We start from the raw sequence: 23,384 nt of genomic DNA, 5'->3' as shown, positions 1-23,384 counted from the left end.
GCCCCCCCCGAGAACTACACACTGCATATCGCCGTCAGCGCCAGATGTGAATTCGCCACTACCCGATAGGCGGTGTGGGGGGTGGGGGCGGTGGCCACCGCGGCATCGGCGACCATGCGCTCGGACAGGGCAGCGGCGTCGTCGCCGACGAAGCCGAGCAGCGCCGAGCCGCGGCAGGTCTGCCACGGCAGACCGAGGAAGTACAGGCCGGCGACATCGGTGACGCCGGCCTCGTGACGCACCTGCCCGGCGACGACGACGCCGGGCACGTGCAGCCAGGCGTAGTCCGGCCGGTAGCCGGTGGCCCACACGACCGCGTCGACGCTCGTCGTGCTGCCGTCAGCGAAGTGCGCGGTGCGTCCGCTGGCCTCCGTCAGCCGCGGGCGGAAGTCGATGCCGCGGCGGCGCAGCGTCGCCGAGCGGGTGCCGATGACGATGTCGCCACGAGTTCGCAGGCGGCGCGCGATCCGGCTGTGGGTCGGCACGCTGAAGAACCGCGACCTGGTCAGCCAGAAGAACAGGTCACGGCCCGCGATGCGCTGCGGCAGCTGCATCGGGCTGGAGCCCACGGCGACCGTGACCGGGCAGGTCGTCGCGAGCTCGGCGGCGATCTGGAGGCCGGAGTTGGCGGCGCCGACGACCAGGACGTGCCCCCCGGTGGGCAGCTGGGCGCGGTTGCGGTACTCGGCGCTGTGCAGCTGCGCCACCAGCGGGTCGAGCCGCTCGGCCAGGGCTGGGACGTGCGGGGACTGGAAGGGGCCGGTGGCGACAACGACCTGCGCGGCATGCAAGGTGCCCGTCGGGGTCGTGACGACGAACTGGCCGCCGTCCTCGCGGTGCAGTCGCAGCACCGGGGAGCCGAGCCGCACCGGTAGGTCGAAGTGAGCGGCATAGCCGGCCAGGTAGTCGGCGACGTCGTCCTTGCTGGGGTGGGTGTCGGCTGGTGCCGGGAAGGGCAGACCGGGCAGGGAGTCGTACTGGGCGGGGCTGAACAGGCGCAGCGAGTCCCAGCGCTGCCGCCACGAGTGGCCGACCTGAGTGCCGGCGTCGAGCAGCAGGAAGCTGACGCCGCGACGGGCGAGGTGGTGGCCGATGGCGAGGCCGGCCTGGCCGGCACCGATGACGATGACGTCGAGCCGGTCGAGGTCGCAGGCGCGGGGGTTGCCGACCCAGGTGCTCATGTGAGGTCTCCTACATCCGAGGTGGTGTGCTGCCGACGCTAGGAGCCAGCCACCTGGTGTCACGCCGGGAGAATCGCCGGGATCTAGGCGGGTAGCCGATGGGGTGCCGCTGCTCGCTCGTGGTGTCCGGGTTATGGCGCCGGCTCAGATGTCGAGCGGGAGCGCCGTGAGCTCGGCGCGAGAGGAGACCCCGAGCTTGGTGAAGACGTTGCGCAGGTGGAAGTCGACGGTCCGCGGGCTGACGAACAGTCGGGCAGCGGCGTCGCGGTTGGACAGGCCCTGCCTGACCAGGGACGCGACCTGCCGTTCCTGCGCGGTGAGGTCGGTGGCGGTGGAGACATCGCGTCGTCGGGCGGTCTCGCCGGACGCCCGCAGCTCTTGCGCGGCCCGCTCGGCCCACGGGGCAGCGCCGAGCTGCTCGAACAGCGTCAGGGCGGTGCGCAGGTGCTCGCGGGCGTCCACCCGGCGCCGGGCACGGCGCAGCCACTCACCGAAGGCCAGCTCGGTGCGGGCACGGTCCGGCAGTCGAGGAGATCGGGCGTGCGCGGCCAGAGCCAGCTCGAAGTGTTGCTCGGCGTGGGCGCCGTCGGCGAGCAAGGCGCGGCCGTGTTCCACGACCGCGGACGCGGCGGGTGTGCCTGAGCCTTCGGCGAAGGCGGTCACCTCCTCGAGCCAGCTGCGAGCGGTCTCGGGGCGCTCGCCCCGAATCGCAGCATCGAACAGCTCGAGCGTTGCCGCGCGGCGCATCCACGGGTTCTGGGTCTGTTCGAGGTGGTGCATCGCGGTCGCCGGCTGCGTCGCCGCGCACAGGGCACGTGCCCGGTGCAGCAGGTCGACGACGAGGCCGTCCGAGACGCCGACCTGGTTCCGTGCCCGGATCTCGTCCACCTCCGTCAGGTAGCTGTCGGCGGACTCGTCCCCACGCAGGGCGGCGACCAGGGCCAGCTCGGCGGTGGGCAGCGCCGTCATCCCCGGGTGCCCGGTGCTGGCCGCGAGCGGCAGCGCCTCGGCGGCGGCAGCCGAGGCCGCCGACCAGGCGCCGGTCGCGATCTGGGACTGGAAGCCGCGGGTGAGCGCGTGCTCGACCATGGACAGGGCACCCGCGCGCCGGGCCGCGGTCAGCTGCTCCTCGTGCAGGCGCAGGCCTCGTTCGTCGTCGTCGATGAGCACTGCGGCCAGGGCGAGGTTGGGTTGGAGCACGTGGTCGTCGACCGGGTGGGCGTCCGTCAGGGCGAAGGCCCGTCGGAAGGACACTGCGGTCGTCGGCCAGTCGCGCCGGCTGGCCGCCAGGAAGCCGTGCAGGAGCGCATCGGCCGCACTGTCCTGGCCGGTGGCGTCGCTCGTGGTGGCGGACAGCAGTCCCGTCGGATCGACGGGGCGGGTTGAGCGAGCGCCGAAGGCCGACAGCGACGCGAGGAGCATCGCGAGGTGCTGTGTCATCTCGTCGTCCACGCCCACGACCACCTGCGCGGCCTGCGCGATCAGCTCGTAGCCGTCGTTCAGCGAGCGCGTGTTCCAGGCGACCTGCCCCTGCAGCGTGAGCAGCTGGGCGCGCAGGCGCGACTCGGTCACGTGGGCCGCAGCGGCGTTCGCCAGCGCAGCGGCTCGCGAAGGGTGGGCGCCCAACCAGGCCGACGACGCGGCACGGTACAGCCGCCGCCCTCGGTCCTCCCCTGCGGTCGTGAGCTCCGCGGCGCGGGCCCACGCGGCGGCGGCCGCCTCGTGGCCACCCCGAGCGGCCGCACGTTCGGCCACCGCTTCGAGCGCGGCGACGACGTGCTCGTCGGGCCGGTCGGTCGCCGCGGCCTGGTGCCAGGCACGTCGGTCGGCGTCGTCGTGCAGGGCATCGGCGAGGGCCTGGTGGGCCGTGCGCCGTCCGACGCTCGTCGCGGCCCGGTAGACCGCAGAACGGACGAGGGGGTGGTACAGGGTCAGCTGGTCGCCGTCGACGCTCACCAGTCCGGCCCGCTCCGCCTCGTCGAGCGCGTCGTCGCCCGCCCCCACCCGGTCGGCGGCATCACGCACCACGACGAGTCGGCCGGTGTCGTCGGCGGCAGCCACCAGCAGGAACCGCTGGGCCGCCTCGGGCAGTCGCCGGTAGCGGTCCAGGAAGGCCCGCTCCACCCCGCCGGTGAGCGGGAGAGGGTCGGGCAGGGGAGCCAGGCCGGCCAGCTGCTCGATGGTCAGCGCCCCGGAGAGCTCGACCAGGGCGAGCGGGTTGCCGCCCGTGGCGGCGACCAGCTGGTCGCGCACGGCGGGATCGACCACGACATCCGCGCGCGCCGACAGCACGGTGGCGGCGCTCGCGCCGGTCACACCCTCGAGGGAGAGCGTCGGTAGGTCCGGCGCGTCGAACCGGCGGGCGTCCCCGTCCCGCGCGGCGAAGAGCACCGCGACGGGTTCGGCCTGCAGCCGGCGTGCCGTGAAGAGCAGCGCGGCCGCGGATGCGTCGTCGAGCCAGTGCGCGTCGTCGACGACCGCCAGCACCGGCGCCTCCTCGGCTGCGTCGGCGAGCAGGCTCAACGTCCCGAGGAACGCCAGGAACCTCTCGCCCTCGCCCGATGCCTCGCCGAGCGCGGCTCGCAGTGCCGCCCGCTGCGGGCTCGGCAACGTGTCGAGGCGGGAACGCAGCGGCCACAGCAGCCGCTGCAGTGCGGCGAACGCCAACGGGGACTCCGACTCCACGCCCGAGGTCCGCAACACCGTCAGGTCGGCGGCGCCGGCCACCACGTCGGCCAGCAGGGTCGACTTGCCCGACCCGGCGACGCCACGCACCACGATGGCCCCGCCGTGGCTCTCGCGGGCAGCGCCGAGGAGCGCGGTCATCCTCGCGCGTTCGCGGTCCCGTCCGGCGAGCACGGGCAGATCGTATCGGGGGAGGGCCGCAGGTGGGGATCAGAACCCGGCGAAATCACCGGCGTGAGCCGGTGCCTGCGCGGGTGAACCTTGGCCTCGTCCAGCGATCCGCTTCCCGAGGAGACGTCATGTCACCGCATCCCGCCAACCCGTCGGCCACCGTCGTCGGCCACCATCCACCTGCTGACCACGCCGTGCCCGACATCACGGATGCGACCGACCCGACCGACCCGACCGGCGCGACCGGTACCGAGCCGCGCCGCTCGTGGACGGTGTTCACCCTGATGATCGCCGCACAGTTCATGGTCATCCTGGACGTCTCGGTCGTGAACGTTGCGCTGCCGTCCATCAGCCAGTCCCTGCACCTGTCGGCCGGGCAGTACCAATGGGCGGTCAGCGCGTACGTGCTGCTCTCCGGAGGCCTGCTGCTGCTCGGCGGCCGCGTCGCCGACCTGCTGGGCCGGCGCGGTGCCTTCCTCGCCGGCATCGGCCTGTTCACGGCCGCCTCACTGGCCAGCGGCCTGGCCCAGACGCCGCTCACCCTCATCCTGTCCCGCGCCGCGCAGGGCGCCGGCGCGGCACTGCTCACCCCCGCCGCGCTCTCCATCATCATGACCGCCTACGCCGGTCGGCAGCGACAGACTGCGCTGGCCGTGTGGGGCACGGTCGGCAGCCTCGGCATCGCCGCCGGCGTGCTCTTCGGCGGGGCCCTGACCAGCGCCCTCGGCTGGCGCGCGGTGTTCTTCATCAACGTGCCGATCGGCGTCGCTGTCGTCGTCGGCTCGCTCCGCACGGTCACCAGCGGGACGCGCCAGCGCCGGGCGCTCGCCCGGCTCGACGTGCCGGGCGCGGCGACGTTGGTCAGCGGGCTGCTCGCCCTGGTGTTCGGTGTCGAGTCCATCCGCTCGGCCGGCTTGGCCTCCCCTCGCACCTGGGTCTCCCTGGTGGCCGCGACGGCGCTGCTGGTGGTCTTCGCCGTTGTCGAGAAGCGCGCTGCCGACCCGCTCGTGCCTCCGGCCACCTGGCGAATCCGGTCGCTCGTCTCGGGCTCGGCGGTGATGGCCGGCGTCACGGGCGTCGTCGTCGGCGCCATCTTCCTCACCTCGCTGTACCTGCAGGCCGTGATGGGCGCCTCCCCGCTCGTGGCGGGGCTCGAGTTCCTGCCGCTGGCCGCGGCCATCACGCTCTCCGCGGCGGCGGCCTCGAAGGTCATCGGCCGGGTCAGCCCGCGCACGCTCATCCTCGGCGGGCTGGTCGTCATGGCCGCCGGAGTGCTGCTGCTGGCAGCCAACGCCGGTGGCACCTCCTACGCCGTAGACCTGCTCCCCGGATTCCTGCTCGTCGGTGCCGGCGTCGGCCCGATGTTCGTGGCGATCGCCGTCGCCGCCATGGGTGACGTGCCGACCGAGAAGTCCGGGCTGGCGTCCGGGCTGATGATGACCGGACACGAGGTGGGTGCCGCCCTCGGCGTGGCCGCGCTCACGGCCGTCGCCGGCGACCTCACGACCTCAACCGGCATCGTCGAGGGCTACGGCCCAGCCTTCACCGCGGCGGCCTGCGTGCTGGCCGGCCTGTTCCTGCTGACCCTGCTCGCGGTCCCGGGCGGGAGGCACTCGGCGGCCTCCGCCGGCCATGGCGGGCACGGCCATCACGGACATCACGGCCACTGACCACGGCGAGCTCGCGCGCCCCAACCTGATTCCGACCCAACCACCTCCGCTCTCGAAGGAGCTCCCATGCTGTCCAACACCCCCCGCACGTTCATCGGCTCGACGACGTTCACGGTCACCGGTATGACGTGTGCCCACTGCCGGCGCGCCGTCACCCAGGAGATCGGTGCCGTCGCCGGCGTCGAGTCGGTCACGGTCGACCTGCCCAGCGGCACGGTGACCGTGGCGACGACGCGCCCCGTCGACCGCGCCGACATCGCGGACGCCGTCCACGAGGCCGGCTACGACCTCATCCCCTGACCCGACGCGCCGGGGGAGCCGGGCCCCCCCCCCCCCCGCCGGGTGACAACCGAGCCGCCGCGCGCTGTCCGCCGCTGCGGCCCCCTGGAAGGAAGCAGACCATGACCACCATCCCCGCCATCACCCCCATCCCAGCGCCGGAACCCACGACGCCGGGCCGGGCCACTACTGACCACACCGCGCCGGGCCACGCCGCGCCGGGCCACGCCGCGCCGGGCCACGCCGCGCCGGACCCCACCGGGCCGATCGCCGCCCGCGCCGTGGACGTCGTGAAGACCTACGGCCGCGGCGAGGCGGCCGTCCGGGCACTCGACGGCGCCAGCGTGGACATCCAGCGGGGCCGCTTCACTGCCGTGATGGGCCCCTCCGGCTCCGGCAAGTCCACCCTGGTCCACGCGCTCGCCGGCCTGGACAGCATCGACTCCGGGCAGATCCTGCTCGGTGACACGGACCTCGGCGCTCTCTCCGAGCGGGACCGCACCCTGCTGCGTCGGGAGCGCCTCGGCTTCGTCTTCCAGGCGTTCAACCTGATCCCGGCTCTGACCGCCGAGGAGAACCTCGCACTGCCGCTGACCCTGGCCGGCACGCGACCCGACCCGGTCTGGCAAGCCGAGCTCGTCCAGATGCTCGGCCTCGGCGCCCGGCTGCGCCACCGTCCCGCAGAGCTGTCCGGCGGCCAGCAGCAGCGGGTCGCGGTCGGTCGGGCCCTGATCGCCCGCCCCGAGCTCGTGTTCGCCGACGAGCCGACCGGCAACCTGGACTCTCGAGCGGGCGCCGCACTGTTGACGTTCCTGCGTGACGCCACCCGATCCCTGGACCAGACCATCGTCATGGTCACCCACGACCCCGGCGCCGCGTCCTACGCCGACCGGGTCGTCTTCCTCGCCGACGGACGCATCGTCGACGAGCAGGTCGATCCCACTGCCGAGTCGGTCCTGTCCCACCTGGCTCGCCTCGACGCCCAGGTGGGGGGGTGACCCCGATGTGGCGCCTGACTCTCAGAAACGCGCTCGCACACCGGTCCCGACTGGCGCTGACCTGGCTGGCCGTCGCGCTCGGTGTCGCCTTCGTCGCCGGCAGCCTCGTGCTCACCGACACCAGCAGCCACCTGCTCGATGCCCAGTTCCGCACCACCTCGGCGGGGGTGGACCTCACCGTCCGATCCGCCGCCGCGTTCAACTCGGCGATGGGCGTCGAGGTGCAGCGCGACCCGCTCCCAGCCGACCTGACCGAGCGGGTCGACGCCGTCCCCGGCGTCGCCCGGGTGCGTGCCGTCGCAGCCGGTGCCGGCCAGCTGCAGGTGCGGGGACGCACCGTGGCGCCCAACGGGCCCACCCTGGTCGGTTCCTGGGGTGAGGCACCGTTCACGGCCTACGCGCTCCGTGCCGGGCATGCCCCCCGCGGTGCGGACGAGGTCGTGCTCGATGCCGCGACCGCCCGACAGCAGCGCATCGCCCTCGGTGACCGCATCACGGTCTCGGCGACGACGAGCCACACGCTGCGCGTGGTCGGACTGACCGGGATCGGCGGCCAGGAAGGGCTCGCCAACAGCGCCGTCGTGCTGGTCGACCTGCCCACGGGACAGTCGCTGCTCGGCCTCGGCTCCCGCGTGAGCTCGATCGAGGTGCTTGCCGCCGAGGGCGTTGCGGTGCCCGGCCTCAGCGCCCGACTGACGGCCGCGCTCGGCACGCAGTATGCCGTCACGAACAGCCAGGACGCCGCCGCAGCGAGCGCCGACGCCGCCAAGGAGAGCATCCGCTACCTGCGGATCGTGCTGCTGGCCCTGGCCGGTGCCGGGCTCGTCGTCGGTGCCTTCCTGATCGCCAACACCTTCGGGATCGTGCTGACCCAGCGCGCGCGGGAGCTGGCCCTGCTGCGAGCGGCCGGCGCGACCAGCCGGCAGGTCTTCGGCTCGGTGGTCGGTGAAGCGCTGCTCGTCGGGCTGGCCGGATCCGCGGGCGGCACCCTGCTCGGGGTCGGCGCCGCACGTGCCCTGCGCGGCCTCGCCCGGAGTGCGGGCCTGGCGCTGCCCGACGGGCCCCTGACTGTCACGGGCTCGACCCTGGGGATCGCGCTGGCCGCCGGCACCGTCGTCACGTTGCTGGCCGCGCTCGGCCCCGCACGACGGGCCGCGCGGGTCGCGCCCGTGGAGGCGATGCGGGCTTCCGAGCCGGCACCCTCCGCACCCCGACGGGGCCGGCTCACCACCGGATGGGTGCTGCTCGGCCTGGCAGCGCCGCTCCTGGTCGCTGCCGGGTGGATGCGCAGCATCGCCGGCGTCGGTCTCGGCGCGGCCCTGCTCCTGGTCGCCCTCGTCGTCCTCGGGCCGGTGCTCGCGCCGCGGCTGGCGCGGCTGGTCGGTCGCCCCGTGGAACGCCTCGGCGTGCCCGGTCGGCTGGCACGGGAGTCGACGGTGCGCAATCCCCGGCGGACGGCGGCAACCGTGACCGCGTTGGCCCTTGGCCTGGCACTGATCAGCTTCGTGTCGGTCCTGGGCGGCTCCGTCAAGGCGATCAGCGCGGCCGGCACCGAGGCGATCAGGGCCGACCTGCTGGTGCAGAGCAGTGGCGAGGAGATGCTCGGCGGCCTCTCTCCGGAGGTCGTGGGCCGCGTCGACCGACTGCCGGACGTGGCCGTCGTGTCCAGGGCCCGGTTCGGCCACTGGCTGGACCAGGGCGCGACCAGTGCCTTGGCGGCCGTCGACCCGGTCACCCTGCCGGAGGTCGCCGACATCACGATGACCGCTGGCAGCCTGTCCGCGCTCGGCAACGACGGCATCGTGCTCGCGGCGAGTGCGGCCACCGAGCGTGGTCTGCAGGTCGGAGACACCCTCGCGATGACCTTCCCGCGCGACGGCGAGCAGTTGCTGCGGGTGGCCGGCGTGATGGCGGACGAGTCGGCACAGGCCCTGTCGAGCCGCTACATCCTCTCGCTGGACGGCTACGCCCGGCACTACAGCGAGGACGTCGACGCCACCGTCTACGTCAAGCTCATGGGCGGCGTCGACCAGTCAAGGGCCCGTGCGGCGCTCAAGGCGGCCGTCGCCGACTTCCCGAACGCCCAGGTCCGCGACCAGGCGGAAGCCGCTGCAGGGCGGGCCGCCGCGATCGAGCAGGTCATCGGGCTGGTGACCGTGCTGCTCGGCTTCGCGGTGCTCATCGCGCTGCTCGGCATCACCAACACGCTGGCGCTGTCCATCGTCGAACGCACCCGGGAGATCGGGCTGCTGCGCGCGGTCGGCATGACCCGCACCCAGCTGCGGTGGATGGTCCGCGCCGAAGCGGTGCTGGTCGCTGCCGTCGCCGTGGTCGGCGGCATCGTCCTCGGGCTCGGTCTCGCGGTGGCAACGCTGGCCGCGCTGGCCGCGGACAACCCGGTCGTCGTCAGCATCCCCGTCGGACAGCTGCTCGCGATCGTGGCCGTCGCCGTCCTCGGCGGGCTGGCCGCCGGCCTGCTGCCGGCCCGTCGGGCCGCGCAGCTCGACGTGCTCGCCTCGATCGCCACCCAGTAGCGGATGGAACCGGCCCGCGCCTCCAGCGCGCGGGCCGGGGCCGAAGCGTGGGCCGCGGTAGCCGACGCTCTGCGGCCCGCGCCTCCAGCGCGCGGGTCGGGGCCCGAACCCGGTGGTTTCGCCGGTTCGAGGCCGTCCCACCCGGCCAAGGATGACGACACAGCAACACCCGCCCGAACGAGGATCCGACATGACCACCACCGACTCCCAGACCACCACCGACTCCCAGACCACCACCGACTCCCAGACCACCACCGACCCGCAGACCACCATGGTGGCCACCCAGCCCGAAGTGAGCTGCACCCTCGACATCGGCGGTATGACGTGTGCCTCCTGCGTGGGTCGCGTGGAGCGCGCGCTCGGCCGCCTCGAGGGTGTGGTGGCCGCCGACGTGAACCTGGCCACCGAGGTGGCAATCGTCCGCTTCGACCCGGCGCGGGCCGCACTCGATGACCTGACCGACGCCATCACCCGCGCCGGGTACACGGCCACCCCGCGCCATGAGGCCGCTGCCCACGAGCCGTCGCAGGACGCGTCGGCGTCCCGAGACGAGGACCGGGACCGTCACCTGGCCACCCTCAAGCGCAAGTGGCAGCTCACCCTCACGACGGGTCTGGGCCTGATGGTGCTCATGTACGTGCCCCTCTACCTGGACACGATGGACTGGCTGATGCCGGCGATCCTGGTCGTGGCCACGGTCGTGCAGTTCTGGGCCGGCCGCGACATCTACCTGGCCGCCTGGACGGCAGCGCGGCACCGCTCGACCAACATGAACACCCTCGTGGCCCTGGGCACCGGAGTCGCCTACGCCTACAGCGCGTTCGTGACCCTGTGGCCTGCGACGGCCGAGCGGTGGGGCCTGCCCCTGCACGTGTACTTCGAGACGTCGCTCGTGATTCTCGCGCTGGTCCTGGCCGGACGGTGGATGGAGGCCCGGGCCAAGAAGCGGACGGCCGCGGCGATCACGGCGCTGGTCGGCCTCGCCCCGAAGACCGCGCGTGTGCTGCGTGCCGGCGCCGAGGTCGACGTAACGGTCGAGCAGGTCGTCGTCGGCGACCTGGTGCGGGTGCGCCCCGGCGAGAAGGTGCCGGTGGACGGCGTCGTCACGGACGGCGCGAGCGCGGTCGACGAGGGCATGCTGACCGGCGAGAGCCTGCCGGTGGACAAGGCGGTAGGCGACCAGGTCATCGGCGCGACCCTCAACCGGACCGGCAGCCTGGTGCTGCGGGCCACCGCGGTCGGTGCGGACACCGCGCTGGCCCAGATCGTGCGACTCGTCGAGGACGCCCAGGGCAGCAAGGTGCCGCTGCAGCGGCTGGCTGACCGGGTCTCGGCCTGGTTCGTCCCGATCGTGCTGGGACTCGCGGCGGCCACCTTCGTCGGGTGGGTGCTGCTAGGCCCGGACACCGGCAACCTGACGATGGCGATCACCACCACCATCGCAGTGCTGATCATCGCCTGCCCGTGCGCGCTCGGACTGGCGACTCCGACCGCGGTCATGGTCGGCACCGGGCGGGCTGCCGAGCTGGGCATCCTCATCGGCGATGGCGACGCGCTCGAGACCGGGCGCCGCGTCACCGCCGTGGTCCTGGACAAGACCGGCACGCTGACGCACGGACGGCCTGCCCTGACCTCGATCACTGCGACGAGCAGCTGGGGCGAGGACGAGGTGCTCAGGATGGTCGCGGCAGCCGAGACCGGCAGCGAACACCCGGTCGGTGAGGCGGTCGTCGCGGCCGCCGCGGACCGCCGCCTGACCCTGCCGCAGCTGCGGTCCTTCGATGCCGTGCCCGGCCACGGGATCGACGCCGTCGTCGCTGTCGCGGGTGTCGGGCACCACGTCCTGGCCGGCAACCAAGCACTGATGGACGCCCACGGCATCGATGTCACCGCGCTGTCGCACGCCGCCGCCGCCGAGGCGAGGCAGGGCCGGACGCCGATGTTCGTCGCGATCGACCGGCAGCCGGCGGCCGTGCTGACCGTGGCCGACACGGTCAAGCCGGAGTCCGCCGAGGCGGTCGCGCAGCTGCGCGCCCTCGGCGTCGAGGTGTGGATGCTCACCGGCGACAACGCCGCCACCGCCGCGGCGATCGCCGACCGGGTCGGCATCGAGCACGTCCTGGCCGAGGTGCTGCCCGCCGACAAGGCCGCCAAGGTCCGTGAGCTGCAGCAGCAGGGCCACGTCGTGGCGATGGCCGGCGACGGCATCAACGACGCCGCCGCGCTGTCGACCGCCGACGTGGGCATCGCCATCGGCACGGGTGCCGATGTCGCCATCGCCGCCTCGGACATCACGCTCGTCGGAGGCGACCTGCGCGGAATCGTCTCGGCGATCGCGCTCTCCCGGCGCACCGTCGCCACCATGAAGCAGGGCCTGGGTTGGGCTTTCGGCTACAACCTGCTGCTCATCCCAGTGGCCGCGGGCGCCCTCTACGCCTGGAACGGCCTGCTGCTCGACCCCGTGCTCGCCAGTGCCGCCATGGCCATGAGCTCGGTCAGCGTCCTGACGAACGCGCTCCGGCTGCGCCGGTTCGCCCGGCCCGCCACAGTGCAGGAGATCCTGCGCCCGCCGCTGCGCGCCCGCGTCAGCCAGTACGCCTACCTGGCCGGGGTCGCGGTCATGGCTCTCGCCCTCGGCGCAGGCCTGACCGCGGTGAGCCGGATGGACTTCGCCGGGCGGGGTATGAACGGCCAGCTGGCCTGGGCACAGGGGACCGGTATGCCGATGCGTCCCGCGATGAGTGTGATGATGACCGCGGAGGCGCCGCCCGTCGAGGCTGCCGACGCCGGCCTGGAGGTCCGGCTCGAGCTGCCCGCACAGACGCGGCCCGGAGTGCCGACCCGGCTCCTGCTCACCGTCCTCCACGACCGGAGTGGCCGGCCGGTGCAGGACCTGACCCGCAGCCACGAGGCGTGGATGCACCTGATTGCCACCCGCGCAGACCTGGGCACCTTCGCTCACGTCCACCCCCACCCGACCGGCAACCCCGGCGAGCTCGCCGTCGAGGTGACCTTCCCGACGGCCGGCCGCTACATCGTCAACAGCGAGTTCCGGCAGCGGGGCCAGATGACCGACGTCCATGACCGCCAGGTGGTCACCGTCGCCGGCGACGCGCCAGCGCCGGTCAGCCTCACCGAGAGCCCGCGTACCGCGGTCGTCGACGGCATCCGCGTCCGGCTCGAGGGCGAGGTGCACACGGGCGGCGCCAGCGACCTGCACTACACCTTCGCGAACGCCGCCACCGGCGCTCCGGTCACCGACCTGCAGCCCTACCTGGCCGCCGCGGGGCACGTCGTGGTCATGCGTGCCGACGGGCGGACCTTCGCCCACGAGCACGCCGAGGTCGCAGACCCTGACGGTCGGCCCGTCTTCGCGCTGCCGGGCCAGACCTACGGACCCGAGCTGGGGGTCCACGCGCAGTTCCCGACCCCGGGGCTCTACCAGACGTGGGCCCAGTTCCGGCTCGCCGACGGCCACGTCATGACCGTGCCGTTCACCCTGCGCGCACACGCGGCTCAGGTGCAGTGACGAGGTGCGCTGTCGGCTGAGCTGCCGGTGTTCTGCTGAGCCCGCCCCCGCAGACCGAGCCGTCCGCGCGGGCGGGCTGAGCGGCATCCGCACGATCGGCGTCGCGCGCCGGCCGGACGACAACGCACCGGCTAGCCTGCGAAGATGACCAACGACGAGCGGCGCACCCCGCGACGGCCGGTGTTCTTCAGCCCGGCTGCCCTTGAGGCGCACGGAGGCTCGTACGACCCGACCGAGGCGCTGCACGCCGCGCACGGCACCGCGGCCGTCCTGGTACACGCCGGGCGTGCGGCAGCCGACCCCGAGCTGACCCACCGGCTCGTCGAGCTCGTCGAGGAGGTCGGCCTGTCGACGGTCGCCGAGCTCTGGTCGGAGCGGCCGGCGCGGACGTTGCCGGGGGCGCTGTGGCGGCTCTACGTCCTGCACGAATGGGTGCGCCGCGTGCCGGAGGAGGCCAGCCGCGAGTATGCCGCCGGGGTGCGGTTCACGGCTCCGAACCACGTCGTGGCCGGCGCGGCCGAGCCCCCCGGGCCGGATGAGGTCCGCCGCCTGAGCGACGAGATCCTGCGGGGGGTCTTCGTCGGTGACCTGGCCGTCGCGCTCGAGCGGGCTGCTGCGTTCTGCCGCGTCGTCTCAGCCGGCCGGGCCGACATCGGCGAGGGCGAGAAGGCCGCTCAGGGCGCCGCCAGCGTGCTCGCGATGGCCGATGACCTCGCTGCGTGCGCGCGCCTGTGGCGCTCGGGCACCCTCGTGTGACCCGACATCTTTTGAGAAGGGCGATCCGACCCTTATTCTGGACTGCGCGTCGGGTCGTGGTAGCCCCGGGTCCCAAATTCTGCCGCTCAGAGCGGCCCTGTGCCGAGAGGCGCTCCCGGCCCGGCGCAACACGGCGACGGTTCCTCCGAATCCGTCGAGTGCTAGCGCCCCGCCGGGTCGCGCCGAACCCTAGATTTGTGCCATGACGCGCGAGGACGAGGGTTCGGGGGACCTTCTCGACACCAACCTGCGCGACGAGATCGAGCTCGTGAGCGACCTTGTCGTCGCGGCATCCGGCTCCGAGCGCCACTTCACCCGCGACGAGGTGGACGCGCTGCTCGGAGTCGTGCACACAGTCCCCGCAGGGCCAGCCGCCGAGACCCTGGATGAGGCCGCCGCTCATACCGACGAGGGGGCCCACGGCTGACGATCGGCGGGTGACGGGCGCTCTCGGGTTTGCGCGGACGTGCACCTGACGGCATAGCATCATGGCGACCGACCCTCCATCGACCGGAGTTACCGTGGGCCTACGCCTCACCCCTCAAGAGACGAGCTTCTATGCGCTCTTCTCCGCGTCCGCCAATCTCCTCGTCGAAGCCACCCGTGAGCTCACCAGACTGCTCGAGGTCGAGCCGTCTCACCGGCCGCCTATAGCCGACCGGCTCAAGGAGCTCGAGCACGAGGCCGACGAAGCGACCCATGCGATCATCAAACGGGTCAACAGCTCCTTCATCACCCCCTTCGACCGAGAGGACATCCACGGTCTGGCAGCGCACCTCGACGACTGCATGGACCACATGGAGGAGGCGGCCGACCTCATCTGCCTCTACGAGATCGGCGAACTGCCGGCCGGCCTCGTCGACCAGTTCGAGATCCTCTCCCGCATGGCCGAGGTCACGGCGGAGGCGATGCCCAAGCTGCGCTCGCTGCAGGACCTGTCCTCCTACTGGATCGAGATCAACCGCCTCGAGAACCAGGCCGACACGCTGCACCGCAAGATGCTCGCCGGACTGTTCAACAACGGGTCCGACCCGATCCACATCATGAAGACCAAGGAGATCATCGACGGCTTCGAGGATGCAGCCGACTCGTTCGAGAAGGTTGCCCACATGGTCGAGGGCATCGCCGTCAAGGAGTCGTAACCGGTGCTGGACCTGCTGCCCATCGGCATCGTCATCGCGCTCGCGATGGGCTTCAACTACACGAACGGGTTCCACGACGCGGCGAACGCCATCGCCACCTCGGTCTCGACCCGGGCCCTGACCCCACGGGCCGCGCTGATCATGGCGGCGGTCGCCAACCTCGTCGGTGCCTTCTTCGGCACGAAGGTGGCCAAGACGATCGGGTCCGGGATCATCGACCAGCCCGAGGGCGTGGAGGGTCTGTGGCTCGTCGGAGCCGCCCTAGTCGGGGCGATCGGCTGGAACCTGGTCACCTGGTGGTTCGGGTTGCCCTCGTCATCCTCGCATGCGCTCATCGGCGGGCTGGCCGGGGCGGCCGTCGTCGCCGGGGTCGGCGTGCAGTGGGTCAACATCCTCTGGGTCGTCATCCTGCCGATGGTGCTCTCGCCGATCGCGGGCCTCATCCTCGGCTACCTGGCGATGACCGCGATCCTCTGGCTCTTCCGTCGTGCCCAGCCGGGCAAGGTCCAGCGCGGGTTCCGGTGGGCCCAGACCCTCTCCGCCGCGGCCATGGCGTTCGGTCACGGCCTGCAGGACGCCTCCAAGACCGCTGGGGTCGTGGTGCTCGCGCTGAGCGTCTCGGGCCACCACGATGGGTCGCACGTCCCGATCTGGGTGCTGGTGCTGTCGGCCATCGTCATCTCCCTCGGCACGTACTCCGGCGGCTGGCGGATCATGCGCACGCTCGGTCGGCGCATCATCCACCTGACCCCGCCGCAGGGCTTCGCCGCCGAGACGACCGCGGCGGGCATCCTCTACGTTGCCGGCATGGGGTTCGGTGCCCCCATCTCGACGACGCACACCATCACGTCCGCGATCATGGGCGTCGGCGCGACCAAGCGCCTCTCGGCCGTGCGGTGGGGGGTGGCCGGCAACATCGTGGGTGCGTGGATCTTCACCTTCCCGGGTGCCGCCCTCGTGGCCATCGTCGCGTGGTACCTCACGTTCTGGGGACACGGCTGAGTCCTGCGCAGCCTCGGGTGTCGTCAGCAGGCTCTTGCACGCGGCGATCGCGCCGCGGCGCTCAGGCCGTGATGCGCTCGACGGCGACGACGGAGGCCGTGTCATCCCGCCCCAGTAGGTGGCACACGAGCACCTCACCCTTGCGCATCTGCTCGTCAGCGGCGCCCGCGAGCTCTTCGCGGCACGCGTCGGCTCGAGGCAGATCGCCCGGCACGAGGTCGACGAGGCGACCGAGCAGCTCGGGCAGGACCGGCCCGTGACTGCACAGCGCGGCGGGTGTGGCGCGCCTCAGCGCGGCGCGGAGGTGCCGCGGCGCCCGGCTCGGGTCAGCGGCATACCCCTCCTCGGAGAGGCCCTCCTTCTCGCGCATCCGCAGCCCGGTGTGGGCGGCAAAGGGCTCGAGGGTCGCCACGCAGCGCACGGAGGGCGAGGTCACCAGACGGGTGATGCCGTATGCCGCCAGCACGTCTGCGATCGTCACCGCCTGTCGCGCTCCGGCCGAGGTGAGCGGCCGTAGCCGGTCGTCGCCCGCCCACGCCTCCCGGGGCTGTGCCCTGCCGTGCCGCACCAGCGCGAGCGGCCACGTGTCGAGTCGTCCCTCGCGCTCGGCTCGCACGAGGGCCCGCAGCTGCTCCCGGTCGCGTGAGTAGTCGAGCCGGTCGTGGGCCGCACCGACCTCGACCCACGCGAGGGCGTCGATCTCGTGCTCCAGGCACCCGTGCCCCCCGGTGACGACCGCCGCCCAGTAGTCGACGTGCTTGGCGGCGATCTCTCCGGAGCTGTCGGGCACGGGGTAGTCCGACGGCGGCAGCGGCCCGCCGAGCCGGACCTGCAGCCCGGTCTCCTCGAGGGTCTCGCGGACCGCCGCGACGCACGGCAGCTCGTCGGCGTCGAGCTTGCCCTTGGGCCAGGACCAGTCGTCGTACCTCGGCCGGTGGACGAGGGCGACCTCGAGCCGGTCGTCGCGGCGGCGCCACGGCAGGGTGCCGGCAGCGGGGACGAGGGAGGCCACCCTGATCAGCGGCTGCGGGCCTTGCGGCGCCGCTTGTCGTGGCGCTCGCCCAGCCGAGCCTGGATGTCGACGAGTGGGTCACCGGCCTCGTCGACGGCGTGTCGCACCCATCGCCCGTCGGGACCGAGGTCCCAGCGGGAGCTCGAGTCGGCGAACCCGAGCGCGAACAGCTGCGAGAGCTCGCTCAGGTGGCCCGGGTCGGTGATCCGCACGAGCGTCTCGACCCGGCGGTCGAGGTTGCGGTGCATCATGTCGGCGCTGCCGATGTAGACCTGCGGGTCGCCCCCGTGGTCGAACCAGAAGAGCCGCGAGTGCTCGAGGAACCGGCCGAGCACCGAGCGGACCCGGATCGTCTCCGAGAGGCCCTCGAGGCCCGGCCGCAGGGCGCAGATGCCCCGCACCCAGAGGTCGACGCGCACACCGGCCTGCGAGGCACGGTAGAGCGCGTCGATGACCGCCTCGTCGACGATCGAGTTGACCTTGATGGCGATGCGGCCCGGCGGCTCGTCCTTGCGCCGGCTCGCGTGGATGGCGGCCTCCTCCTCGATGAGGTCGACCAGGCCGGAGCGCACGCTGCGGGGCGCGACGAGCAGCCGCTTGAACTTGCTGCGCGGCGCGAAGCCGGACAGCTGGTTGAACAGGCGGGACATGTCCTCGCCGACCTGCGGGTCGCAGGTGAACAGGCCGAAGTCCTCGTAGATCCGGGCTGTCTTGGGGTTGTAGTTGCCGGTGCCGATGTGGCAGTAGCGGACCAGACCCTCCGGCTCCTGGCGCACCACGAGGCACAGCTTTGCGTGGGTCTTGAGCCCGACCACGCCGTAGACGACGTGGACCCCGGCCTGCTCGAGCTTGCGGGCCCACGAGATGTTGTTGACCTCGTCGAAGCGGGCCTTGATCTCGACGACGGCGAGCACCTGCTTGCCGGCCTCCGCGGCGTCGATGAGCGCATCGACGATGGGGGAGTCTCCCGAGGTCCGGTAGAGCGTCTGCTTGATCGCGAGGACGTCCTTGTCGGCGGCGGCCTGCTCGATGAACGACTGGACCGACGTCGAGAAGGAGTCGTACGGGTGCTGGACGAGGACGTCCTTGTGCCGGATCGCGGCGAGGATGTCGCCCGGCTTCGAGGTCTCGATCGGCGCGAAGTCCGGGTGCGTGCGGGGGACGAACTTGGGGAACTCGAGGTCGGACCGGTCGACGTCGGTCAGCGCCCCGAGTCCGGTCAGGTCGAGCGGTGTCGGGAGCCGGTAGAGCTCCCGCTCGCTGATCTGCAGCTCCCCGGTGAGCATCTCGAGGACCCGCGGGTCCATGCTCTCGTCGACCTCGAGCCGGATCGGGGGCCCGAACCGTCGCCGCGTCAGCTCCTTCTCGAGGGCGGTGAGCAGGTTCTCGACGTCGTCCTCCTCGACCTCGACGTCCTCGTTGCGGGTCACGCGGAAGGTGAAGTGCTCCAGGACCGTGATCCCCGGGAAGAGCTGGTCGAGGTGGGCCGCGATGACGTCCTCGAGGGGCACGAAACGTTTGCGGTGCTCCCCGCCGGGCTGGGCCGACTCGTCGATCTCGATGAAGCGGGGCAGGTTCGGTGGCACCTTGAGCCGGGCGAAGTGCTCCACCCCGGTCTTGGGGTTCTCGAGCAGGACGGCGAGGTTGAGCGAGAGCCCGGAGATGTAGGGGAACGGGTGGGCCGGGTCGACGGCCAGGGGGGTGAGCACGGGGAAGACCCGGTCGGCGAAGAAGTGGTGCAGCGGACCTCGGCCGGCCTCGTCGAGCTCGTCCCACCTGATGACCTCGATCCCCTCGGCATCGAGGGCCGGACGTACGTCGTGCTGGAAGACCTCGGTCTGCTGGCCCATCAGCTCGTGGGCTACCCGGGCGATCCGGTCGAGCAGCTCACGTGGCTCGAGACCGGCGGCCGTGCGGACCGCGAGGCCCGTCGCGATGCGTCGCTTGAGGCCGGCGACCCGGACCATGAAGTACTCGTCGAGGTTGTTCGAGAAGATCGCGAGGAACCGGGTGCGCTCGAGCAGCGGAACGGTGGGGTCCATGGCGAGCTGCAGGACCCGCTCGTTGAACTGGAGCCAGGACAGCTCGCGCTCGAGGTAACGGTCGGCCGGCAGCTCCTGCTCGGGCTGGGTGACCGGTGACGCGGGAGGGACGCCGACGAAGCGGCCGTTGGGGGCCCGGGCCGGCAGCTTGGGAGCCGGGACGGCACTTGCGAACGAGCTGATGGACTCCGTCGCGAGGTCGAGTACAGGATCGCCCGGACCCGATTCGGTGTCGTCGGACGCCACCTGCTCGAGGCTGCTCGTGCTCATGTGCCCCATGGTGGCACCGATCGCTGGGCTGCGGGTGATCAGCCGGCGCCGCGTCAGGGGCGGGCGAACTGGCGGTGCACCTGCAGGTCGCCGAAGCCGAGGCTGCGGTAGGTGTGCAGCGCGGCCGTGTTGTCCTGGTCGACGTAGAGGACCACGTCGTCCTGGCCCGCCTGGCGCAGGTGGTCGAGGCCGAGGACCGTCACCGCCGTGCCGAGGCCGAGCCCTTGGTGCTCGGGCGCGACGCCGACGACGTAGACCTCGCCCACCGGCCCGCCCGGTGGGTCGACCTTGGTCCAGTGGAAGGCCGCGATCCGGTCAGGTTCGCCCTGACGGACGACGAGGATGAAACCGTCGGGGTCGAACCAGGGCTGGGCCATCCGCTGCTCGAGGTCGGGCATCCCGAGCGCTCCCTGCTCGGGGTGGTGTGCGAAGGCCGCAGCGTTGACCCGGAGCCACCCGTGCTCGTCACGGCCCGGCTCGAAGCGTCGCACCGCGAACCCGCCGGGGAGCCGCGCCGCGGGCCAGGCGGGGCCGGAGGTCAGGGAGCGGCCCATGAAGTGCAGCTCCCGGACCGGGACGAACCCTTGGGTCCGGGCGAACGCGGTCGCGGCACCGTCCGAGTCGTGGCTCCACAACCGGACGTCGGCGGGCAGCTCGGCAAGCAGCGCCGCGCCGACTCCGGCGCCGCGGTGGTCCGGGTCGACGACGATCTCGGCCGAGGCGGGCTCGCCGGGCCCGCCCGAGCGCGACTGCGCGTAGCCGGCGAGCGCCGGCGGAGCGGCATACGCGAGGAGGTGTGTCGCGCTCTGGTCGTCACGGGACTCGACGGACAGGCGGAACTGCTCCGAGAGTGCGGCGCTGGAGTCGGCCTGCCGGGCGTGCTCGGCGAGCCGGAGGATGGCGTGGGACTCGGCCGGGGAGAGGGGGGTGCGGGCGTCCCGACGCTCGATGGTGACCTCGGACATACCGCGATTCCATCACAGGGCGTTCAGGGTGTCGGGACGACGAGGCGGTAGCCGACGTTGCGGACGGTCCCGATCAGCGACTCGTGGTCGGGGCCGAGCTTGGCGCGCAGGCGCCGTACGTGCACGTCGACGGTGCGGGTGCCGCCGTAGTAGTCGTACCCCCACACCTCCTGGAGCAGCTGGGCGCGGGTGAAGACGCGACCGGGATGCTGCGCGAGGTACTTGAGCAGCTCGAACTCCTTGTAGGTCAGGTCGAGCAGCTGCCCGCGCAGCTTCGCCGAGTAGCTGGCCTCGTCGATGACGAGCTCACCCGACGTGATCGGCGCGTCGAGCTCGTCGGACCCCGGCTGGTCGCGGGTCAGGGCGAGCCGGATGCGGGCGTCGACCTCGGCGGGGCCGGCCGTCTCGAGCACGACGTCGTCGACCCCCCACTCGGCGGTCAGACCGGCCAGCCCGCCCTCGGTGAGGATGGCCAGCAGCGGCGCCGTGGTGCCCGTCGCGCGCAGCACCCGGCAGAGCGAGCGCGCGGCGGCGAGGTCACGGCGGGCGTCCACGAGGACGATGTCGCACGGGGGCGCTTCGACGAGCACCGTCGCCTCGGCTGCGAGCACCCGGACCGGGTGTGCGAGCAAGCCGAGCGCAGGCAGGACGTCCGCGCTCGGGGCGAGCGCATTCGTCAGCAGCAGCAACCGGGCCATTGCGAGCAGGATACGAGAGACTGGAGCCGTCCCGTCGGTCCCGACGGGACCACGAGACGACCCGAGAGGCAGGTGTGCGGTGTCGACAGCCGCTGAAACGGCTCCCGAGACAGCTGAGAACGCCACTGAGACAGGAAGAGGGACAGCCATAGGGACGGTCGTCAAGCAGACGGTCACCGGGACGGCTGCAGAGACGCCGACGGTGACGGTGCGCTACTGGGCTGCGGCGCGTGCGGCCACCGGGGCCGAGACGGAGGCTCATGCGGGCCCGACGCTCGGGGGCGTGCTCGACGCGGCCGTCGCGGCGCACCCGGCGCTGGCGAGCGTGGTCGCCTCCTCGACGTTCCTGATCGACGGCCACGCCGCCGACCGGTCGACTCTGCTCGAGGACGGTTCGACGGTCGAGGTGCTGCCGCCGTTCGCGGGAGGCTGAGTGACCTCGGTGACCGATCCCGCAGTCGACGACCCGCGCGGCGTGCCCGAGGAGCACGGCCCGCTGCGGCTACCGTTGTCACCCGTGTCGGGTGACCGGGTGCGTCCGTGGTCGGTCGCCGCGACCGTGGTCGGTGCGGTGGCAGTCATCGTCGCGTCGCAGTGGGGGTATGCCGCTGTCCTCGGTGTCGTCGCCGCGCTCGCCCTCGCGGTGGTGCTCGGGTGGCCCGCGGTGGGCGGGACCCGGACCGCGCTCGCCACGTCGGTCGTCCTCGGGATCGCGGCCGCAGCAATGCTCGGGGCAACCGTCCGAGACGACCTGCGGTGGCTGCCCGCGGCCGTGGCGCTCGGCATGGTCGCGGCCTTCTTCCACCAGCTGCTCCGGCCACCGCCGCGAGCCGGCCTCGTCCTGTCCCTGCTCGCCGCCGTCGGCGGGCTGGTCCTGCTGGCCTCCGGTGCCCTGCTGGCGGTGAGCGCCCACGACGCCGGATCGGGGCCGGTCATCGTCCTGGCGATGCTGGCCGCCGCCGTCAGTGTCGTCGGCGACCTGCTCGCGCCGGTCCGCGTGCTGCGCCTGTTCCTCGGCTTCATCGTGCTGTTGGCCGGCATGGGCGTGGCCGCGCTCGCCGCCTCGTGGACCGACGAGCTGACCACTATGGGCGCGCTCGGTATCGGCGCGGCCACCGCCACGGTCTCGTGGTCGCTGCGGCGTGTCCTGGCCCTGCAGCCGGCGATCCTCGGTGCCCCCGGGCAGGTCGCGGTCGGCGCCGGGTCGGTCCTGCTGGTCGGGGCCCTCGTCCGGCTCTTCGCGGTGCTGTTCTAGCAGGGCGACGCCGGCCATACCGTCTGTCACTCGGATGCCACGCGCGGTGCGATCCCGTAGCCGATCTCGTCGGCCCACCGGTGGACGTACGCGTAGACGTGCGGGTGTGCGAGGGCCCGGGCGTGCAAGCATTCCCGCGCATTCCCGATCGACAGTGCAGCAGTTCGGGTCGAGAGTGCAGTTCTGGGCGAGAAGACCCAGCGGGTATGCCGCTCAGCTGACGATGGTGGGCCCGCTGAGCGGCATACCTCCCGGCTCTGGTGCGTGACTGGCCCGGTCGGACCAACCCAAACCTGGACGACGGCAGGTACCCCCGCCCAAGGTGGGCACCCGGCCGGTGACCGCTCGATCAGGAGAGGTGCACTCTCGATTCGGATCGGCAGGCCGCCGGCGAGGGCCAAGCACCGATGACGCGCCGGCGCTGGGCGGTGTGGGCCGTTTCATGGGTCGGCGGCGCGGCCCTGGCAGTAGCCAACGGGACAGTACCTGCGGGACAGGTTCGACGCCGACCGGATCCACCTGGTCGGGCAGTCGTGGGGTTCGACCCTGGGTGTCCTCGCGGTGCAGGACTCGCCCTCGCTGTACCGGGCCTTCGTCGGGGTCGGTCAGATGGTCAGCCAGCGCGAGACCGACCGGATCTTCCATGCGGACAGCCTCGCCTGGGCGAGACGGGCGGGCGACGAGCGGCTCGTCGGCGAGCTGACCGCGATCGGCGCGCCTCCCTACCCGGACATCCTCGACTACGAGACCGCACTGTCCCACGAGAAGGAGGTCCATCCCTACGACCACGGCGCGAACTCCGAAGGCGTGGGCGGCTTCTCGGAGAACCTGTTCATCGAGGAGTACACCCTGCTCGAACAGGTGCACAGCCTCGGCGCGTTCCTCGACGTGTTCGCCGCCCTCTACCCGCAGCTGCAGGACATCGACTTCCGGCAGAGCGCCACGAGGCTCGACGTGCCCGTCTACCTGGTGCAGGGCGCGTTCGAGGCGCGCGGCCGCGCCGCCCTCGCCGATCAGTGGTTCCGGCTGCTCGAGGCTCCCCACAAGCAGCGGGTCGTGCTCGACACCTCCGGGCACCGCCCGATCTTCGAGCAGCCCGAGCAGTTCCACGACGTGATGACGGGGGTCGTGCTCGCGCAACAGGGACAGTGACATCGTCACGTATGCCGCCCAGCTCGCGGCATCTCGCCCGCGC

Annotated in this window: 18 protein-coding genes; 12 read left to right on the top strand and 6 right to left on the bottom strand. The window is 72.5% G+C overall.

What is annotated here, in order from left to right; genetic code table 11:
• Window positions 1–14: 14 nt before the first annotated feature.
• A complete protein-coding gene (locus tag L0H79_RS09205; protein ID WP_301484300.1) occupies window positions 15–1,181 on the bottom strand; it encodes an NAD(P)/FAD-dependent oxidoreductase in 1,167 nt (388 codons plus the stop codon).
• A 144-nt stretch (window positions 1,182–1,325) separates the two neighbouring features.
• On the bottom strand, window positions 1,326–4,040 hold the full coding sequence (locus L0H79_RS09200; protein WP_301484299.1) for a helix-turn-helix transcriptional regulator: 2,715 nt from the start codon (window positions 4,038–4,040) through the stop codon (window positions 1,326–1,328).
• Window positions 4,041–4,165: 125 nt separating this feature from the next.
• Between L0H79_RS09200 and L0H79_RS09195 the strand changes: the two genes are divergently transcribed.
• The 9 genes from L0H79_RS09195 (at window position 4,166) to L0H79_RS09155 (ending at window position 15,947) form a co-directional block, all read left to right on the top strand.
• Complete coding sequence (locus L0H79_RS09195; RefSeq protein ID WP_301484298.1) at window positions 4,166–5,707, top strand: MFS transporter; 1,542 nt, start codon at window positions 4,166–4,168, stop codon at window positions 5,705–5,707.
• A gap of 66 nt (window positions 5,708–5,773) precedes the next feature.
• Window positions 5,774–6,007: a heavy-metal-associated domain-containing protein gene (locus tag L0H79_RS09190; protein ID WP_301484297.1), complete on the top strand. Its 234-nt coding sequence runs from the start codon at window positions 5,774–5,776 to the stop codon at window positions 6,005–6,007.
• A 101-nt stretch (window positions 6,008–6,108) separates the two neighbouring features.
• Window positions 6,109–6,984 carry an ABC transporter ATP-binding protein gene (locus L0H79_RS09185; RefSeq protein ID WP_301484296.1) on the top strand — a complete coding sequence of 292 codons (876 nt, stop codon included), beginning with the start codon at window positions 6,109–6,111 and terminating at the stop codon, window positions 6,982–6,984.
• A 5-nt stretch (window positions 6,985–6,989) separates the two neighbouring features.
• Entirely contained in the window at window positions 6,990–9,518 is a 2,529-nt protein-coding gene (locus L0H79_RS09180; RefSeq protein ID WP_301484295.1) for an ABC transporter permease, read from the top strand.
• Between the two features lie 190 nt (window positions 9,519–9,708).
• The gene (locus L0H79_RS09175) at window positions 9,709–13,047 is read left to right on the top strand and encodes a heavy metal translocating P-type ATPase (protein WP_301484294.1); all 3,339 of its coding nucleotides are present in this window, start codon (window positions 9,709–9,711) and stop codon (window positions 13,045–13,047) included.
• A gap of 144 nt (window positions 13,048–13,191) precedes the next feature.
• The gene (locus L0H79_RS09170; RefSeq protein WP_301484293.1) at window positions 13,192–13,803 is read left to right on the top strand and encodes a hypothetical protein; all 612 of its coding nucleotides are present in this window, start codon (window positions 13,192–13,194) and stop codon (window positions 13,801–13,803) included.
• A gap of 202 nt (window positions 13,804–14,005) precedes the next feature.
• Window positions 14,006–14,230, top strand: a complete 225-nt coding sequence (locus L0H79_RS09165; protein WP_301484292.1) for a hypothetical protein — start codon at window positions 14,006–14,008, stop codon at window positions 14,228–14,230.
• A gap of 94 nt (window positions 14,231–14,324) precedes the next feature.
• Complete coding sequence (locus tag L0H79_RS09160) at window positions 14,325–14,945, top strand: DUF47 domain-containing protein (RefSeq protein ID WP_301484303.1); 621 nt, start codon at window positions 14,325–14,327, stop codon at window positions 14,943–14,945.
• Window positions 14,946–14,951: 6 nt separating this feature from the next.
• Window positions 14,952–15,947, top strand: coding sequence for an inorganic phosphate transporter (locus L0H79_RS09155; protein WP_301484302.1), 996 nt, complete (start codon window positions 14,952–14,954; stop codon window positions 15,945–15,947).
• Window positions 15,948–16,008: 61 nt separating this feature from the next.
• Here the strand turns inward: L0H79_RS09155 and L0H79_RS09150 are convergent, their stop codons facing one another.
• From L0H79_RS09150 to L0H79_RS09135, 4 genes are read right to left on the bottom strand one after another with little or no spacing between them, the layout of a single operon-like run.
• Window positions 16,009–16,959 (bottom strand): NUDIX hydrolase, encoded by a 951-nt coding sequence (locus tag L0H79_RS09150; protein ID WP_301484291.1) that lies wholly within the window; start codon window positions 16,957–16,959, stop codon window positions 16,009–16,011.
• Between the two features lie 5 nt (window positions 16,960–16,964).
• Entirely contained in the window at window positions 16,965–19,280 is a 2,316-nt protein-coding gene (locus L0H79_RS09145) for an RNA degradosome polyphosphate kinase (protein ID WP_301484290.1), read from the bottom strand.
• Between the two features lie 44 nt (window positions 19,281–19,324).
• Entirely contained in the window at window positions 19,325–20,236 is a 912-nt protein-coding gene (mshD, locus tag L0H79_RS09140) for a mycothiol synthase (RefSeq protein ID WP_301484289.1), read from the bottom strand.
• A gap of 23 nt (window positions 20,237–20,259) precedes the next feature.
• A complete protein-coding gene (locus L0H79_RS09135) occupies window positions 20,260–20,934 on the bottom strand; it encodes a winged helix-turn-helix domain-containing protein (RefSeq protein WP_301484288.1) in 675 nt (224 codons plus the stop codon).
• Window positions 20,935–21,136: 202 nt separating this feature from the next.
• Here L0H79_RS09135 and L0H79_RS09130 point away from each other — a divergent pair, with 202 nt between their 5' ends.
• The 3 genes from L0H79_RS09130 (at window position 21,137) to L0H79_RS09120 (ending at window position 23,341) form a co-directional block, all read left to right on the top strand.
• The gene (locus L0H79_RS09130; RefSeq protein WP_301484287.1) at window positions 21,137–21,367 is read left to right on the top strand and encodes a MoaD/ThiS family protein; all 231 of its coding nucleotides are present in this window, start codon (window positions 21,137–21,139) and stop codon (window positions 21,365–21,367) included.
• Window positions 21,368–22,189 (top strand): hypothetical protein, encoded by an 822-nt coding sequence (locus tag L0H79_RS09125; RefSeq protein ID WP_301484286.1) that lies wholly within the window; start codon window positions 21,368–21,370, stop codon window positions 22,187–22,189.
• Between the two features lie 561 nt (window positions 22,190–22,750).
• Window positions 22,751–23,341 carry an alpha/beta fold hydrolase gene (locus tag L0H79_RS09120; RefSeq protein WP_367652452.1) on the top strand — a complete coding sequence of 197 codons (591 nt, stop codon included), beginning with the start codon at window positions 22,751–22,753 and terminating at the stop codon, window positions 23,339–23,341.
• Window positions 23,342–23,384: the final 43 nt, after the last annotated feature.

Origin of the sequence: Intrasporangium sp. (genome assembly GCF_030452765.1) — a bacterium.
Classification (GTDB): Bacteria; Actinomycetota; Actinomycetes; order Actinomycetales; family Dermatophilaceae; genus Intrasporangium_A.
This window is presented reverse-complemented; position numbering and strand designations above follow the sequence as displayed.